The sequence below is a fragment of the Pseudomonas sp. PSB18 genome (genome assembly GCF_014596565.1).
Classification (GTDB): Bacteria; Pseudomonadota; Gammaproteobacteria; order Pseudomonadales; family Pseudomonadaceae; genus Aquipseudomonas.
The window spans coordinates 417,575-433,006 of the sequence record NZ_NOIN01000002.1; the positions used below are offsets into that span (position 1 = coordinate 417,575).

Sequence of the window (15,432 nt, forward strand, 5' to 3'; positions counted from 1 at the left end):
ATACATCGATCTTGACTGATCGATCGCTATCGCGAGCAGGCTCGCTCCCACGGGGATTGTGTCAGCCCGCAGGGTTGGGGTCAGACCACCACGTCCCGCGCTGCCTGATGACCATCGAACGTCAGGTATTCCACCAGTTCAGGCAACGGTAACGGTTTGCTGATCAGGAAGCCCTGCACCTGATCGCAGCCAAAGCCGCGCAACAGGTCCAGTTGCTCGCGGGTTTCCACTCCTTCGGCCACCACCTCCAGGTTGAGGTTGTGGGCCAGGTTGATCATCGCGTGCACCAGCTTGCGGTTCTCTTCGCGTTGCTCCATGCCGCCGACGAAACTCTTGTCGATCTTGAGCAGGGCGATGGGGAGGCTGTTGAGGTGCACGAACGAGGAAAATCCGGTGCCGAAGTCGTCCAGGGAGAAACGCACCCCCAGCCGGCCGAGGGCATCCATCGTCTGCTTGACCAGCTCGCTGCGGCGCATGACCGCGGTTTCGGTGAGCTCGAATTCCAGCCACTGGGCTTCGACGCCCCGCTCGGCGATCAACCGGCTCAGGGTCGACAGCAACTGGCTGTCCTGGAACTGCCGGAACGACAGGTTGACCGCCATGTGCAGCGGCGCCAGCCCGCGCTCGCGCAGGGCTTGCATATCCCGCAGCGCACGGGAAATCACCCAGTAGCCCAGCGGGACGATCAGGCCACTCTGCTCGGCCAGCGGTACGAATTCACTCGGCGGCAGCAACCCGCGCTCACCGTGACGCCAACGTACTAGGGCTTCGAGGCCGACGATGTGACCACTCTCGAGGTCCAAGCGAGGCTGGTAATGCAGCTCCAGCTCGTCGCGACGCAGCGCCCGGCGCAGTTCGCTTTCCAGGTCAGCGAGGCTGCGGGCGTTGCGGTTGATGCGCTCGTTGAAGACATGAAAGGTGCAGCCCTGGGTGCTCTTGGCCTGTTGCATGGCGATGTGGGCATGCCACATCAGCGGATCGGCACCCGCCTGGGCCCGAGCGTGGGCGATGCCCAGGCTGCAGCCGATCAGCAGGCTTTCGCCGTCCACCCAGTAGGGTTCAGCCATGGCTTGCGTGATGCGCTCTGCCATCCATTCGGCCCGCTGAGGTGCCCGGCGGGTATCGATCAGCAAGGCGAACTCGTCGCTGCCCAGCCGTGCCAGTTGATCGCCGGCTTCGAGTGCCCCCTTGAGGCGCGATACCACCTGCAGGATCAAGCGATCACCGGCCTGATGACCGAGGGCATCGTTGGCGTGACGGAAGTTGTCCAGGTCCAGATGACCCAGCGCCAGGCCGCGGCCATCGCTTTCAGCCAGGCGCGCCACCAGCAAGGTCTGGAATCCCTGGCGGTTCGCAATGCCGGTCAACGGGTCCTGTTCGGCGAGACGTTGCAAGGTGTTTTCCAGTACGCCGCGTTCACGTACATGGCGCAGGCAACGGCGCAGGGTCGCACTGTCGAGCAGGTCACGCACCAGCCAGTCGCTGGCGCCGTCGGGTAACGTCGCGGGCTCGTGTTCAAGCAGCAGGACGGTCGGCAGATGGCAACGGCCGGGCGCCGGTTGCAAGGCTGCGACCGTCAGCAATACTGCGTTGCGGTTGTCTTCGAACAGGCTGCTGACCGACTCCCAGGTCGGGGCACTGATCAACACGACCGAGCCCGCCATGGGCGCCAGGCACTCGCGTAATATCGCTGACCACTCAGGCTCTTCGGCCAATAACAGCAAACGCAAGGGTTCGACAGGCGTGGACAAGCTGACTCCGTAGACTCTGCAAGGGGGTAGGCGCTGGGCATTATGACCTGCCGACCGACAATGACCAGTGCCAATAGTTCTCAAATGCAGGCTTGTGGCGATTTTTTTCCGTTCCAGGCCGGACATCAGCGCCAATCCTCTCCAGATGCCGGCAGCAAGGCAGCGAAACGGCCTGATGTCGGACAGAGCAGCACAATTCTCCAAGCCTGTTAAAATGCCGGCCCATTTTTCGCAAACGACTCCCTGACCCTGTCATGTCCCGACTCAATCCCCGGCAGCAAGAAGCCGTGAACTATGTCGGCGGCCCTCTTTTGGTGCTCGCCGGTGCAGGCTCCGGCAAGACCAGCGTAATCACCCGCAAGATCGCGCACCTGATCCAGAACTGTGGCATCCGCGCCCAGTACATCGTCGCCATGACCTTTACCAACAAAGCCGCCCGGGAAATGAAGGAACGGGTCGGCGGCCTGCTGCGCGCCGGCGAAGGCCGTGGCCTGACGGTCTGCACCTTTCACAACCTGGGTCTGAACATCATCCGCAAGGAACACGCGCGACTGGGCTACAAGCCGGGCTTCTCGATTTTCGACGAGACCGACGTCAAGGCCCTGATGACCGACATCATGCAGAAGGAATACGCGGGCGACGACGGTGTCGACGAGATCAAGAACATGATCGGCGCCTGGAAAAACGACCTGGTGCTCCCCGCCGAAGCCCTGGAGAACGCCCGCAACCCCAAGGAACAGACGGCCGCCATCGTCTACACCCATTACCAGCGCACACTTAAGGCGTTCAATGCGGTGGACTTCGACGACCTGATCCTGCTGCCGGTCAAGCTGTTCCAGGAACACGCCGACATCCTCGAAAAATGGCAGAACAAGGTTCGCTACCTGCTGGTGGACGAATACCAGGACACCAACGCCAGCCAGTACCTGCTGGTGAAACTGCTCATCGGCAAGCGTAACCAGTTCACGGTGGTGGGTGACGACGACCAGTCGATCTACGCCTGGCGTGGCGCGCGACCGGAAAACCTGATGCTGCTCAAGGAAGACTATCCGTCGCTCAAAGTGGTGATGCTGGAGCAGAACTATCGCTCCACCAGCCGCATCCTGCGCTGTGCCAACGTGCTGATTTCCAACAACCCCCACGAGTTCGAAAAGCAGCTATGGAGCGAGATGGGCCACGGTGATGAGATCCGCGTGATCCGTTGCCGCAACGAAGACGCCGAAGCCGAGCGCGTGGCCATGGAAATCCTCAGCTTGCACCTGCGCACCGACCGGCCGTACAGCGATTTTGCGATCCTGTACCGCGGCAACTACCAGGCCAAGCTGATCGAGCTGAAGTTGCAGCATCACCAGGTTCCCTATCGCCTGTCGGGCGGCAACAGCTTCTTCGGCCGTCAGGAAGTGAAGGACCTGATGGCCTATTTCCGCCTGATCGTGAACCCGGACGATGACAACGCCTTCCTGCGGGTGATCAACGTCCCACGCCGGGAAATCGGCTCGACCACGCTGGAAAAACTCGGCAACTACGCCACCGAGCGCAAGATCTCGATGTACGCCGCCACCGACGAAATCGGCCTGGGCGAACACCTGGACAGCCGCTTCACCGACCGCCTGGCGCGCTTCAAGCGTTTCATGGACAAGGTCCGCGAGCAGTGCGCCGGGGAAGACCCGATCGCGGCACTGCGCAGCATGGTCACGGACATCGACTACGAGAACTGGCTGCGCACCAACAGCTCCAGCGACAAGGCCGCCGACTACCGCATGGGCAACGTCTGGTTCCTGATCGAAGCCTTGAAGAACACCCTGGAAAAAGACGAAGACGGCGAAATGACCGTCGAGGACGCCATCGGCAAACTCGTGCTGCGGGACATGCTCGAGCGTCAGCAGGAAGAGGAAGACGGTGCCGAAGGCGTGCAGATGATGACGCTGCACGCGTCCAAGGGCCTGGAATTCCCTTACGTGTTCATCATGGGCATGGAAGAAGAAATCCTGCCGCACCGCTCCAGCATCGAGGCCGATACCATCGAAGAAGAACGGCGCCTGGCCTACGTGGGTATTACCCGGGCCCGGCAGACGCTGGCCTTCACCTTCGCCGCCAAGCGCAAGCAATACGGTGAAGTGATCGACTGCGCGCCGAGCCGCTTTCTCGATGAGCTGCCGCCGGACGATCTGGCCTGGGAAGGCAACGACGATACCCCGACCGAGGTGAAAGCCGTTCGCGGCAACAGCGCCTTGGCCGATATACGCGCCATGCTAAAGCGCTAGAATCGACCCATTTTTCCGACTTCAGAGCCCTTAAGGCGTCATCAGAGGAGGCTTCATGGAAGCCCTGCACCAGAAAATCCGTGAGCAAGGCATCGTGCTTTCCGACCAGGTCCTGAAAGTCGACGCGTTCCTGAACCACCAGATCGACCCGCAGTTGATGAAGCAGATCGGCGATGAATTCGCCGCGCTGTTCAAGGACTCGGGCATCACCAAGATCGTCACCATCGAGGCCTCGGGCATCGCCCCGGCCATCATGACCGGCCTGAACCTTGGCGTGCCGGTGATTTTCGCCCGCAAGCAACAGTCCCTGACCCTGACGGAAAACCTGCTGTCGGCGACCGTGTATTCGTTCACCAAGAAGACCGAAAGCACCGTGGCCATCAGCCCTCGTCACCTGACCAGCAGCGACCGGGTGCTGATCATCGATGACTTCCTGGCCAACGGCAAAGCCTCCCAGGCGCTGATTTCCATCATCAAACAGGCCGGCGCCACCGTGGCCGGGCTGGGGATCGTGATCGAGAAGTCGTTTCAGGGTGGCCGTGCGGAACTGGATGCCCAAGGCTATCGCGTCGAGTCCCTGGCGCGGGTGAAATCCCTGGCCGGTGGGGTCGTGACCTTCATCGACTGACACACATCGCCCTTGTGGGAGCGAGCCTGCTCACGATGGGGCCTGCACATCCAACATCAGTGTTGGCAGGTAGTTCGTCATCGCGAGCAGGCTCGCTCCCACAGGGGGTTAGGTTGATTGTTGCTGCGCAGAGGCCTTGAGGCCCGCCAGCAACAAGCGCTGGAACAGATCGTCCTTCAGTCCATCGGTGCTCGCCAGTTGCATCCGCTCCAGATGCTCGGGGTACAACGAGGGGTCGGGGGCATCCAGCGCCGCCTTGCCCAACTCGAGCATTTCAGTGAGTTTGAACTTGCTCTTGAGCCAGTTCAGCGCCCGCAGCAGGTCCCGCTCCACCCCGTCGAAATCAGCACCCAGCGGATACTCCGGAAACAGATTCGGATGCCGCGCCTGGATTGCCTGCAAGCGCTCCGATGTGTTGTCGGCGAACCGCGGATCGAGGCGGAAATCCTTCGGTAGCTTTCCGGCATTCTGCGCCTGCTCGATCAACCCCGGCTGGAAGCGTGAATCGCTGATGTTCAGCAACGCCTCGATCACCGCGGCATCGGTCTTGCCCCGCAGGTCGGCGATGCCGTACTCGGTCACCACGATATCCCGCAGGTGCCGGGGAATCGTGCAGTGGCCATACTCCCAGACAATGTTCGAGCTGATTTCGCCCCCGGACTCCCGCCAACTGCGCAGGAGCAAAATGGAACGCGCGCCTTCCAGCGCATGCCCCTGGGCGACGAAGTTGTATTGCCCACCCACACCGCTGAGCACCCGCCCGTCTTCCAACTGATCGGCCACCCCGGCGCCCAGCAGGGTCATGGTGAACACGGTATTGATAAAGCGCGCATCGAGACGCTGCAAGCGCTTGAGGCGCTCCTGGCCATACAACTCGTTGATGTAGCTGATGCGGGTCATGTTGAATTCGAGCCGGCGGCTCTGCGGCAACTCGTGCAAGCGCTGGTAAAAACTGCGTGGCCCGAGAAAGAAGCCGCCATGGACACAGACGCCGTCGGGCTGGGCCGCCTCGTCGAGCGTACCCGAGTTGGCCTGCTCCTGGGTCGGCTCATCGGGATAGACCTTGCGCCGGATGATCCCGGCCTCCGCCAGCACCAGCAAACCGTTGACGAACATTTCACTGCAACCGTACAACCCCCTGGCAAACGGCTCGACCCCACCCTCGCGTTCGATCAGTTGTGCCCACTGGCTGAGGTTCAGGTCCGCCAGTAACGCCCGATACCCGGCGTTATCCGCCTGACGCGCCAGCAGTGCCGCCGTCAGCGCGTCGCCCATGGAACCAATACCGATCTGCAGCGTGCCGCCGTCACGCACCAGGCTGCTTGCGTGCAGACCGATGAAATGATCCTGGAACCCCACCGGCATGTTGGGCGTGGAAAACAGCGTGTGACTGTCCTTCTCGTCGATCAACAGATCGAAAGCGTCTATACCGATTTCCGCATCCCCCGGCATGTAGGGCAGATCGCTATGAACCTGGCCGACCATGAGGATGGTTTCCCCCGCCGCCCGTCGCTTCTCGATCATCGGCAACAGGTCGAGGGTGATGTCGGGGTTGCAACTCAGGCTCAGGCGATCCGGGTGCTGTGGATCGCTCGCCACCAGCTGCGCGATCAGGTTCAAGCCCGCGGCGTTGATGTCCCGGGCGGCGTGACTGTAGTTGCTGCTAACGTAGTTCTGCTGGGCCGATGCGCTGTGCAGCAGGCTGCCTGGCTGCATGAAGAACTGCTCGATCCGGATGTTGGGCGGCAGGCTGTCCCGCTGCAGGTCGGTCAGGTAATCGAGTTCCGGGTAGTCGCCAAAAACCCGTTCGATGAAAGGTTCGAGAAAGCGCTTCTGCAAACCATCGCCCAGGTTCGGCCGGCCCAGGCTCAGGGCCGTGTAAATAGTCAGTTGTCGTTCGGGCAGTTGGGCAATGCGCCGGTACAGCGCGTTGGCGAACAGATTGGGTTTGCCCAACCCCAGGGGCATGCCCAGGTGGATATGCGCCGGCAGACGCTCCAGGACGTCATCCACCGCCTGCTCGATCGAACACAATTGCACCATCCTACCCTCCGGGTCATTCCGTGAATGTGGGTTGGACCGAGCTTGCCGGGTCTTGGTTGCGATGAACAGCCCTGGGTGATCGTTTCCAAGGCGCAAAAAAGCCGCTCGTAAGCGGCTTTTTTGAAGGATGCTGGCTTTATTTCAGGCCGGACATCTTCTGGATGGCGCCTTTGAGCTCTTCATCCGAGCAATCGGCGCAGGTACCTTTAGGTGGCATGGAATTGATACCGGAGATGGCTTTAGCCAGCAGACCATCAACGCCGCCTTCTTTCTTGGCTCGTTCGCCCCAAGCTCCGCTGTCACCAATTTTGGGAGCGCCCAGCACGCCTGCAGTGTGGCAAGCCCCGCAATGTTTACCGATTACGTCATCCGGTGTCTTCTTGCCCCCACCGCCGGCCGCAACGGCAACTTCCATGCCCTTGCATTCCTTTCCCGCAACGCAAACCTGGCCGACCGGCTCGAGGCGCTTGGCGATTTCGTCGTTGGTCGCCGCTTGGGCACTGACTGCCCAAAGGGCCAATACGGTTGCTGGTGCAGCCAGCATTTTCATAATTAGGTTCACGCGTACACCCTCATGGTGGCTAGTCACGCCTGCGGCCACGGTTGCAGGCGGGCGCAAGTATAGCGGTAAGCCTGTCACACTGAAACAACCCTAAAGTCACAAGGGTCTTGTTCGTTGTGACAGCTTCCCCCTGGCCGCCGCTGCCCGTGCGGGCTTGGCGCCTCTTCCTTAGAAATTGGCCGGTGTGGCTGCGCTGATCAGTCGCGCCGGCACATCGAACGGATTACGGAAACGGTGTGGCTTGGTGCTCTCGAAATAGTAGCTGTCCCCGGCTTCGAGCACGAACGTTTCGGCGCCGACGACCAGCTCCAGACGCCCTTCCACCAGAATCCCGGTTTCCTCGCCTTCATGGGTGAGCATCTCGTCACCGGTATCGGCGCCCGGCGGATAGATTTCGTTCAAAAAGGCAATCGCCCGACTCGGGTGTGCCCTGCCCACCAGTTTCATGGTCACGGCGCCGTCGGAGATATCGATCAGTTCGTTGGCTTTGTAGACGATCTGGGTCGGCTTCTCCTGGAGAATTTCTTCGGAGAAAAACTCGACCATGGACATGGGGATGCCGCCAAGGACCTTGCGCAGCGAGCTGATCGAGGGGCTGACGCTGTTTTTCTCGATCATCGAAATGGTGCTGTTGGTGACGCCCGCTCGTTTGGCGAGTTCACGCTGGGAAAGGCCTTTGAGTTTACGAATGGCTTGCAGTCGTTCACCGACGTCCAATGCTGGAACCTCCAGGGGATCAGGTTGTGTGGAAATTGAGCGTTATCATGGCGACAGCGTTCAGTATTTACAACACTTTGACCCGAATCCTGCGCGGTGAAGCGACCTTCGGTCGATCCTGCGTTACGTCAGCCCCCGGAATAGAGCCGCGGCACCCGCCGCAGGTTGCAGAAAATCTGATAGGGAATGGTGCCGGCAGCCTTTGCCACATCGCTGGCAAGTACATGCTTGCCCCACAACTCGACGGTCGAACCGAGCCCGGCATGGGGGATATTCGTCAGGTCGACGCACAGCATGTCCATCGACACGCGCCCGACCAATTGGCTGCGCTGGCCGTCCACCAGCACCGGAGTACCGCTCGGAGCCTGGCGCGGGTAACCGTCGGCATAGCCCATGGCGACCACTCCAACCCGGGTCGTCTGCGTAGTCACGTAACGGGCGCCATACCCCACCGGCTCGCCGGCCGGCAGTTCGCGCACGCAGATGATCTTCGACTCCAGGGTCATCACCGGCTGCAGGCGCGAGGCGGTGGCGTTGGCTTCATCAAAAGGCGTCGCGCCATACAGCATGATGCCCGGACGAACCCAGTCGCTCGGCATCTGCGGCCAACCCAACACCGCTGGGGAGTTGCGCAGGCTGGTCTCGGCCGTCAATCCCTGGCAGGCGGCTTCAAACACCTCCAGTTGCCGGGTGCTGCTAGGATCATGCAGCTCGTCGGCACGGGCAAAGTGGCTCATCAGCACGATCTTCGCCACTTTGCCGCTGGCCAGCAGCCGACGATACGCGGCCTGGTAGTCCTGCGGGTGCAGGCCGACCCGGTGCATCCCCGAGTCCAGTTTGAGCCAGACCGTGATCGGCTTGCCCAGCGTCGCTTTTTCAATCGCTTCGAGCTGCCACAACGAATGCACTACGCACCAGAAATCGTGCTCGACGATCAACGACAGTTCATCGGCTTCGAAAAACCCTTCCAGCAACAGCACCGGCGCACGAATACCGCCGGCCCGCAACTCCAGGGCTTCTTCGATGCATGCCACGGCAAACCCGTCCGCGGTGTCCTGCAAAGCTTCGGCACAACGTACCGCGCCATGCCCGTAGGCATCGGCCTTGATCACTGCAAGGGCCTTGGCCCCCGTGACGTCACGAGCCAATTGGTAGTTGTGGCGCAGGGCTTGAAGATCGATAAGGGCACGGGCAGGACGCATGACGGCAGGCTTCTAGGCAGACATGAAAAAAACCGGCGCGGGCTGATGGCATGAACCACCAACAGCGCCGGGAGAGGGATCGTTTCGACAGCTTTAAGGCAGCGCGGCCACGACTGACAGCTCCACCAGGATTTCCGGCTCGCACAGCTTGGCTTCTACCGTGGCGCGGGCCGGAGCCACCCCATTGGGCAGCCATTTGTCCCAGACCGCGTTCATGCCCGCAAAGTCGGCCTCGATGTCCTTCAGGTAGATCGTGACCGACAGCAACCGGCTCTTGTCGGTCCCGGCCAGGTCCAGCAAACGCTCGATATTGGCCAGGGTTTCGCGGGTCTGCTGCTCGATACCGGCGCTCATGTCGTCGCCGACTTGCCCGGCCAGGTAAACGGTGCCGTTGTGCACGACCACCTGGCTCATGCGGTCATTGGTGAGCTGGCGCTGGATTGACATGTTTTGCAGACTCCTGAAGTTTGCTGCTGCCATAACGGGAAATATCGAGACCTTCGGCGCTGATCTGCGGCTTTTTCTTCGCCATCAGATCCGCCAGCAAGCGGCCGGAACCACAGGCCATGGTCCAACCGAGGGTGCCATGGCCGGTGTTCAGGAACAGATTCTTGAACGGGGTGGCGCCGACAATCGGCGTGCCATCCGGCGTGGTCGGGCGCAAGCCGGTCCAGAAACTGGCCTGGGCCAGATCGCCGCCCTGAGGATAAAGGTCGTTGACGATCATCTCCAGGGTTTCACGGCGACGGGGATTGAGCGACAGGTCAAAACCGGCGATTTCCGCCATGCCGCCCACGCGGATGCGGTTATCGAAACGGGTGATCGCAACCTTGTAGGTTTCGTCGAGAATGGTCGAGGTCGGCGCCATGGCCGGGTTGGTGATCGGCACGGTCAGGGAATAGCCCTTGAGTGGATACACCGGGGCCCGGATCCCCAGGGGCTTGAGTAGTTGCGGCGAATAACTGCCCAGGGCCAGGACGTAGCGGTCGGCGATTTCCAGCTTGCCGTCGATCCAGACGCCGTTGATACGGTCACCGGCCTGGTCCAGGCGCTGGATATCCTGGCCGAAACGGAACTCCACACCCAGCTTCACGGCCATTTCCGCCAAGCGCGTGGTAAACATCTGACAGTCGCCGGTCTGATCGTTGGGCAGACGCAAGGCGCCGGCCAGAATGTCGGTGACATTCGCCAGGGCCGGCTCGACCCGTGCAATGCCTTCGCGGTCGAGCACTTCGAACGGCACACCGGACTCTTTCAGCACGGCGATGTCCTTGGCCGCGCCATCGAGTTGCGCCTGGGTACGGAACAACTGCGTAGTCCCCAGGCTACGGCCTTCGTAGGCAATACCGGTTTCGGCGCGCAGTTCGTCGAGGCAGTCGCGGCTGTACTCGGACAGGCGCACCATGCGCTCCTTGTTGATGGCGTAGCGGCTGGCGGTGCAGTTGCGCAGCATCTGCGCCATCCACAGGTACTGGTCGATGTCGGCGGTGGCCTTGATCGCCAGCGGTGCGTGACGCTGCAACAGCCATTTAATGGCCTTGAGCGGCACGCCCGGCGCGGCCCACGGCGAGGCATAGCCCGGCGACACTTGGCCGGCATTGGCGAAACTGGTTTCCATGGCGGGCGCCGGCTGACGATCGACCACCACCACTTCGAACCCGGCACGGGCCAGATAGTAAGCACTGACGGTACCGATGACGCCGCTACCCAAGACCAGAACGCGCATGTTGTTGCCCCCATCGCGGGTGAACCGCTGACGTGTGTTGTACAGAACCGTAATGAGCGCAGTGTAAAAAAGAATAGGCAGTGCTTTTCACTATATAAATGCCTATATTTGGCGAGAATTCTCGGCAAAAACCCTTTTCACGGAGGCGCATCCCCTGTGCGTACCAATACCCAGACCAAGCGCGAGCTGGACAAGATCGACCGCAACATCCTGCGCATCCTCCAGGCGGACGGGCGGATCTCCTTCACCGAACTGGGGGAAAAGGTCGGTCTCTCGACAACGCCCTGCACCGAGCGGGTACGGCGCCTGGAGCGCGAAGGGATCATCATGGGCTACAACGCCCGGCTCAACCCGCAGCATCTGAAGGGCAGCCTGCTGGTATTTGTCGAGATCAGCCTCGACTACAAGTCCGGCGACACCTTCGAAGAATTCCGACGTGCCGTGCTGAAACTGCCTCACGTGTTGGAATGCCACCTGGTGTCGGGGGACTTCGACTATCTGGTGAAAGCACGGATTTCCGAGATGGCCTCATACCGCAAGCTGTTGGGCGACATTCTGCTCAAATTGCCCCATGTGCGGGAGTCCAAGAGCTATATCGTAATGGAAGAGGTGAAAGAGAGCCTGAACCTGCCGATTCCGGATTGATCGTTCCCACGCGGAGCGTAGATCGTTCCCACGCTCCGCGTGGGAATGCAGCCAGGGACGCTCCGCGTCCCGGAAAAGCCGAACGCGGAGCGTCCGATGAGGCATTCCCACGCAGAGCGTGGGAACGATCTCGCTAGACCAACACCTGCCGATTGGCAGCCATGTACTCATGGATCTGCTTCTCGACCCTGGGATGGATCAACTCCACCGGGCGCCGCCCATTGGGACACGGCAACGTCGCCGTGGTGCCGAACAGCCTGCAGATCAGCGGCCGCTCGTCATACACGGTGCAACCGTTCGGCCCCAGGTGCACGCAGTCGAGGGCCTCCAGGGCGGCGTCCTGCTCGGCGCGGGTCTTGCGCGGCAGACGGGCCATTTCCTCGGGAGACGTGGTCACCGGCCCGCAGCAGTCATGGCAGCCCGGTACGCACTCGAACGAGGGAATCTGCTGGCGCAGCGTGCGGATTTTCTGACTGTTGCAGCTCATCGAGGCGGTTACCTGGTGGGGACTGCTCCGGATTCTGCCCTAAAAGCCCTATACCAGACAGCGCCAGCCGACCACTGTTGCTCACGGAGGAATCCGCGGCTTATGCTCCGTAAAATTTCTCAAACACAATAATCAGGATTACGCACATGAACGCCCGTGTTCAGCAACCTGTCCCGAGCCACGCGCACGCCGCCTCCTACTACGCCGCCAGCAGCCTGCCGCAACCGGACCATCCGCTGCTGCAAGGCGAGCTGCTGGCGGATGTCTGCGTGGTCGGTGGCGGGTTCTCGGGGCTGAACACGGCCATCGAACTGGCCGAACGCGGCATGAGCGTCGTGTTGCTGGAAGCGCACAAGATCGGCTGGGGTGCCAGTGGGCGTAATGGCGGCCAGTTGATCCGCGGCGTCGGTCATGGCCTGGACCAATTCACCCCGGTCATCGGCGCCGAGGGCGTGCGTCAGATGAAACTCATGGGCCTCGAGGCAGTGGAAATCGTCCGGCAGCGCGTCGAGCGTTTCCAGATCGCTTGCGATCTCACCTGGGGTTACTGCGACCTCGCCAACAAACCCGCCGACCTGGAAGGCTTCGCCGAGGACGCCGAGGAACTGCGCAGCCTGGGCTACCGCCACCCGACCCGGCTGCTGCAAGCCCATGAAATGCACAGCGTGGTGGGCTCGGACCGCTATGTCGGCGGCCTGATCGACATGGGCTCCGGCCATTTGCATCCACTGAACCTGGCCCTGGGCGAAGCCGACGCCGCGCAACGGCTGGGGGTCAGGCTGTTCGAGCAATCGGCGGTTACCCGGATCGATTATGGTCCGGAAGTGAAAGTGCACACCCGGCAAGGTACGGTTCGCGCCAAGACCCTGGTGCTCGGCTGCAATGCCTATCTCAACGGCCTCAACCAGGAATTGAGCGGCAAGGTGCTGCCCGCCGGCAGCTACATCATCGCCACCGAACCTTTGAGCCAGGCTCAGGCCCAAGCGCTGTTGCCACAGAACATGGCAGTCTGTGACCAGCGGGTGGCGCTGGATTACTACCGGCTTTCGGCGGATCGCCGCTTGCTGTTCGGCGGCGCCTGTCATTATTCGGGTCGCGATCCGCAGGACATCGCCGCGTATATGCGTCCGAAGATGCTCAAGGTCTTCCCGCAGTTGGCGGAGGTGAAGATCGACTATCAATGGGGCGGAATGATCGGCATCGGCGCCAACCGTCTCCCGCAGATCGGCCGCCTCAAGAATCAACCCAACGTGTACTTCGCCCAGGCCTATTCCGGCCATGGCGTGAACGCCACGCACCTGGCCGGCAAGCTGTTGGCCGAAGCCATCAGTGGGCAGCAAGGCGGTGGGTTCGATCTGTTCGCCCAGGTCCCGCACATCACCTTCCCCGGCGGCAAGCACTTGCGCTCGCCGCTGCTGGCGTTGGGGATGTTGTGGCACAGGTTGAAAGAGCTGGTTTGATCCGAATGACACTATAAGTGGTGCTGTTTGTGGCGAGGGGATTTATCCCCTCGCCACGGATCAACCCCGCCAGAACGGCTTGAGGGCCTCCTCCCGCGCCTGCTGCGGATCCATCCCGATATCACGCAACTGTTCGGGTGTCAGCTCCAGCAAGACTCGACGTGTATGCAGACGATGCCAGAACAGGCCCCAGCGGCCCAGGCAGGTCGGAGCATTTCGAAACCTTGCGCCTCGAAGTTCCTTTTCCTGCCCAGCCTCCAGTTCCTGACTGTGTAGCGTCAGCCGCACATCGCTCAAGCCGTTCATTTTTCATTGCTCCTGTTTACTTGGGTAGCCAGAGGTTTCATGATGCGCGGACGGCCAAAATCAATACAGATTCAACATCTGTATTTTATTTGCATACAGATAAGGCCTTTTTGCCACTGAATGCTGTTTTTACCGGCCAACTGTATTGGTTACCTGCTACCCCACCTATCGAGAGCGCGCCATGACCCTCTACGTGAACCTCGCCGAATTGCTCGGCACCCGCATCGAACAGGGTTTCTATCGCCCCGGCGACCGGCTGCCGTCGGTGCGGGCACTGAGCACGGAACATGGGGTCAGCCTGAGCACGGTGCAGCAGGCCTATCGCGTGCTGGAGGACAGCGGATTGGCGATGCCGAAGCCCAAATCCGGCTATTTCGTTCCGGTCAGCCGTGAGTTGCCGGACCTTCCGGCGATAGGCCGTCCGGCCCAGCGTCCAGTGGATATTTCACAATGGGACCAGGTGCTGGAGTTGATACGCGCCGTGCCACGCAAGGATGTGGTGCAACTGGGGCGCGGCATGCCGGACATCCACTCGCCCACCATGAAACCGCTGCTGCGCAGCCTGGCCCAGATCAGCCGTCGGCAGGACATGCCCGGGCTGTATTACGACAATATCTACGGCAACCTCGCATTACGCGAACAGATTGCCCGCCTGCTGCTGGATTCGGGCTGTCAGTTGGGAGCCAACGACCTGATTGTCACCACCGGCTGCCACGAAGCGCTGTCTGTCAGCATTCGCGCCACCTGCGAACAAGGCGATATCGTCGCGGTGGACTCACCCAGCTTCCATGGCGCCATGCAGACCCTCAAGGGCCTGGGTATGAAGGCCATGGAAATCCCCACCGACCCACTCACGGGCATCAGCCTGGAAGCCTTGGAACTGGCGCTGGAGCAATGGCCGATCAAGGCCATACAGTTGACGCCCAGCTGCAACAACCCGCTGGGCTACATCATGCCGGAGGCGAACAAACGCGCGTTGTTGAGCCTGGCACAGCGCTTCGACGTGGCGATCATCGAAGACGATGTGTATGGGGACCTGGCCTACACCTACCCACGACCGCGCACGATCAAATCCTTCGATGAAGATGGTCGCGTCCTGCTCTGCAGTTCTTTCTCCAAGACCCTGGCGCCGGGCCTGCGAGTGGGCTGGGTCGCACCGGGCCGGTACTTGGAGCGGGTGTTGCACATGAAGTACATCAGCACCGGCTCCACCGCGCCGCAACCGCAGATCGCCATCGCCGAGTTCCTCAAGGGCGGGCATTTCGAACCCCATTTGCGCCGGATGCGCACACAGTACCAGCGCAATCGCGACGTGATGATCGACTGGGTCAGCCGATACTTTCCGTCGGGCACCCGCGCCAGTCGTCCCCGGGGCAGCTTCATGCTGTGGGTCGAATTGCCCGAAGGTTTCGATACGCTGAAGCTCAACCGGGTCTTGCATGACCAGGGTGTGCAGGTCGCGGTCGGCAGCATTTTTTCGGCATCGGGCAAATACCGCAACTGCCTGCGGATGAACTACGCTGCCAAGCCAACGGCACAGATCGAGGAAGCCGTGCGTAAGGTAGGGGCCGCCGCCATCGCGCTGTTGAACGAAACCCAGGGCGACGGCGTCTGAATGCTACTTGGGGAAGCAGCCCCCGA

At 61.4% G+C, this 15,432-nt stretch carries 14 protein-coding genes; 5 read left to right on the top strand and 9 right to left on the bottom strand.

Annotated elements, in window-relative coordinates; all coding sequences use genetic code 11:
• Nucleotides 1-80: 80 nt before the first annotated feature.
• On the bottom strand, nucleotides 81-1,751 hold the full coding sequence (locus tag CGA22_RS06030; RefSeq protein ID WP_041023328.1) for a putative bifunctional diguanylate cyclase/phosphodiesterase: 1,671 nt from the start codon (nucleotides 1,749-1,751) through the stop codon (nucleotides 81-83).
• A 254-nt stretch (nucleotides 1,752-2,005) separates the two neighbouring features.
• On the opposite strand from CGA22_RS06030, the gene rep reads away from it, so the two are divergent.
• Both rep and CGA22_RS06040 read left to right on the top strand, forming a co-directional pair.
• A complete protein-coding gene (gene rep, locus CGA22_RS06035) occupies nucleotides 2,006-4,015 on the top strand; it encodes a DNA helicase Rep (protein WP_041023329.1) in 2,010 nt (669 codons plus the stop codon).
• 55 nt (nucleotides 4,016-4,070) lie between these two features.
• Nucleotides 4,071-4,643 carry a xanthine phosphoribosyltransferase gene (locus CGA22_RS06040; protein ID WP_041023330.1) on the top strand — a complete coding sequence of 191 codons (573 nt, stop codon included), beginning with the start codon at nucleotides 4,071-4,073 and terminating at the stop codon, nucleotides 4,641-4,643.
• Nucleotides 4,644-4,751: 108 nt separating this feature from the next.
• On the opposite strand, the gene CGA22_RS06045 is transcribed toward CGA22_RS06040, so the two are convergent.
• From CGA22_RS06045 to dadA, 6 genes are all read right to left on the bottom strand, one after another.
• Nucleotides 4,752-6,686, bottom strand: a complete 1,935-nt coding sequence (locus tag CGA22_RS06045; protein ID WP_041023331.1) for an acetyl-CoA hydrolase/transferase C-terminal domain-containing protein — start codon at nucleotides 6,684-6,686, stop codon at nucleotides 4,752-4,754.
• Between the two features lie 136 nt (nucleotides 6,687-6,822).
• The gene (locus CGA22_RS06050; protein WP_177329262.1) at nucleotides 6,823-7,236 is read right to left on the bottom strand and encodes a c-type cytochrome; all 414 of its coding nucleotides are present in this window, start codon (nucleotides 7,234-7,236) and stop codon (nucleotides 6,823-6,825) included.
• A 180-nt stretch (nucleotides 7,237-7,416) separates the two neighbouring features.
• The gene (locus tag CGA22_RS06055; RefSeq protein WP_024780576.1) at nucleotides 7,417-7,965 is read right to left on the bottom strand and encodes a cupin domain-containing protein; all 549 of its coding nucleotides are present in this window, start codon (nucleotides 7,963-7,965) and stop codon (nucleotides 7,417-7,419) included.
• Between the two features lie 128 nt (nucleotides 7,966-8,093).
• A complete protein-coding gene (gene alr / locus CGA22_RS06060; protein ID WP_188258510.1) occupies nucleotides 8,094-9,167 on the bottom strand; it encodes an alanine racemase in 1,074 nt (357 codons plus the stop codon).
• A gap of 93 nt (nucleotides 9,168-9,260) precedes the next feature.
• Nucleotides 9,261-9,614 (bottom strand): RidA family protein, encoded by a 354-nt coding sequence (locus CGA22_RS06065; RefSeq protein WP_041023333.1) that lies wholly within the window; start codon nucleotides 9,612-9,614, stop codon nucleotides 9,261-9,263.
• Nucleotides 9,586-10,893, bottom strand: a complete 1,308-nt coding sequence (dadA, locus tag CGA22_RS06070) for a D-amino acid dehydrogenase (RefSeq protein WP_041023334.1) — start codon at nucleotides 10,891-10,893, stop codon at nucleotides 9,586-9,588. Before dadA ends, CGA22_RS06065 begins: the two co-directional genes overlap by 29 nt.
• A gap of 156 nt (nucleotides 10,894-11,049) precedes the next feature.
• On the opposite strand from dadA, the gene CGA22_RS06075 reads away from it, so the two are divergent.
• Nucleotides 11,050-11,538, top strand: a complete 489-nt coding sequence (locus tag CGA22_RS06075; protein ID WP_003206849.1) for an Lrp/AsnC ligand binding domain-containing protein — start codon at nucleotides 11,050-11,052, stop codon at nucleotides 11,536-11,538.
• Between the two features lie 133 nt (nucleotides 11,539-11,671).
• On the opposite strand, the gene CGA22_RS06080 is transcribed toward CGA22_RS06075, so the two are convergent.
• The gene (locus CGA22_RS06080; RefSeq protein WP_041023335.1) at nucleotides 11,672-12,025 is read right to left on the bottom strand and encodes a YkgJ family cysteine cluster protein; all 354 of its coding nucleotides are present in this window, start codon (nucleotides 12,023-12,025) and stop codon (nucleotides 11,672-11,674) included.
• 146 nt (nucleotides 12,026-12,171) lie between these two features.
• Between CGA22_RS06080 and CGA22_RS06085 the strand changes: the two genes are divergently transcribed.
• Nucleotides 12,172-13,485: an NAD(P)/FAD-dependent oxidoreductase gene (locus tag CGA22_RS06085; RefSeq protein ID WP_188258511.1), complete on the top strand. Its 1,314-nt coding sequence runs from the start codon at nucleotides 12,172-12,174 to the stop codon at nucleotides 13,483-13,485.
• 60 nt (nucleotides 13,486-13,545) lie between these two features.
• On the opposite strand, the gene CGA22_RS06090 is transcribed toward CGA22_RS06085, so the two are convergent.
• A complete protein-coding gene (locus CGA22_RS06090) occupies nucleotides 13,546-13,791 on the bottom strand; it encodes a DUF1127 domain-containing protein (RefSeq protein ID WP_041024408.1) in 246 nt (81 codons plus the stop codon).
• A 181-nt stretch (nucleotides 13,792-13,972) separates the two neighbouring features.
• Here CGA22_RS06090 and CGA22_RS06095 point away from each other — a divergent pair, with 181 nt between their 5' ends.
• Nucleotides 13,973-15,406 (top strand): PLP-dependent aminotransferase family protein, encoded by a 1,434-nt coding sequence (locus tag CGA22_RS06095; RefSeq protein WP_041024409.1) that lies wholly within the window; start codon nucleotides 13,973-13,975, stop codon nucleotides 15,404-15,406.
• The last annotated feature ends 26 nt before the right edge of the window (nucleotides 15,407-15,432 follow it).

Coding starts and splice junctions, on each gene's coding strand:
- rep (WP_041023329.1), top strand. CDS start 2,006: ATGTCCCGACTCAATCCCCGGCAGCAAGAAGCCGTGAACTATGTCGGC.
- CGA22_RS06040 (WP_041023330.1), top strand. CDS start 4,071: ATGGAAGCCCTGCACCAGAAAATCCGTGAGCAAGGCATCGTGCTTTCC.
- CGA22_RS06045 (WP_041023331.1), bottom strand. CDS start 6,686: ATGGTGCAATTGTGTTCGATCGAGCAGGCGGTGGATGACGTCCTGGAG.
- CGA22_RS06050 (WP_177329262.1), bottom strand. CDS start 7,236: ATGAAAATGCTGGCTGCACCAGCAACCGTATTGGCCCTTTGGGCAGTC.
- alr (WP_188258510.1), bottom strand. CDS start 9,167: ATGCGTCCTGCCCGTGCCCTTATCGATCTTCAAGCCCTGCGCCACAAC.
- CGA22_RS06065 (WP_041023333.1), bottom strand. CDS start 9,614: ATGTCAATCCAGCGCCAGCTCACCAATGACCGCATGAGCCAGGTGGTC.
- dadA (WP_041023334.1), bottom strand. CDS start 10,893: ATGCGCGTTCTGGTCTTGGGTAGCGGCGTCATCGGTACCGTCAGTGCT.
- CGA22_RS06080 (WP_041023335.1), bottom strand. CDS start 12,025: ATGAGCTGCAACAGTCAGAAAATCCGCACGCTGCGCCAGCAGATTCCC.
- CGA22_RS06085 (WP_188258511.1), top strand. CDS start 12,172: ATGAACGCCCGTGTTCAGCAACCTGTCCCGAGCCACGCGCACGCCGCC.
- CGA22_RS06090 (WP_041024408.1), bottom strand. CDS start 13,791: ATGAACGGCTTGAGCGATGTGCGGCTGACGCTACACAGTCAGGAACTG.
- CGA22_RS06095 (WP_041024409.1), top strand. CDS start 13,973: ATGACCCTCTACGTGAACCTCGCCGAATTGCTCGGCACCCGCATCGAA.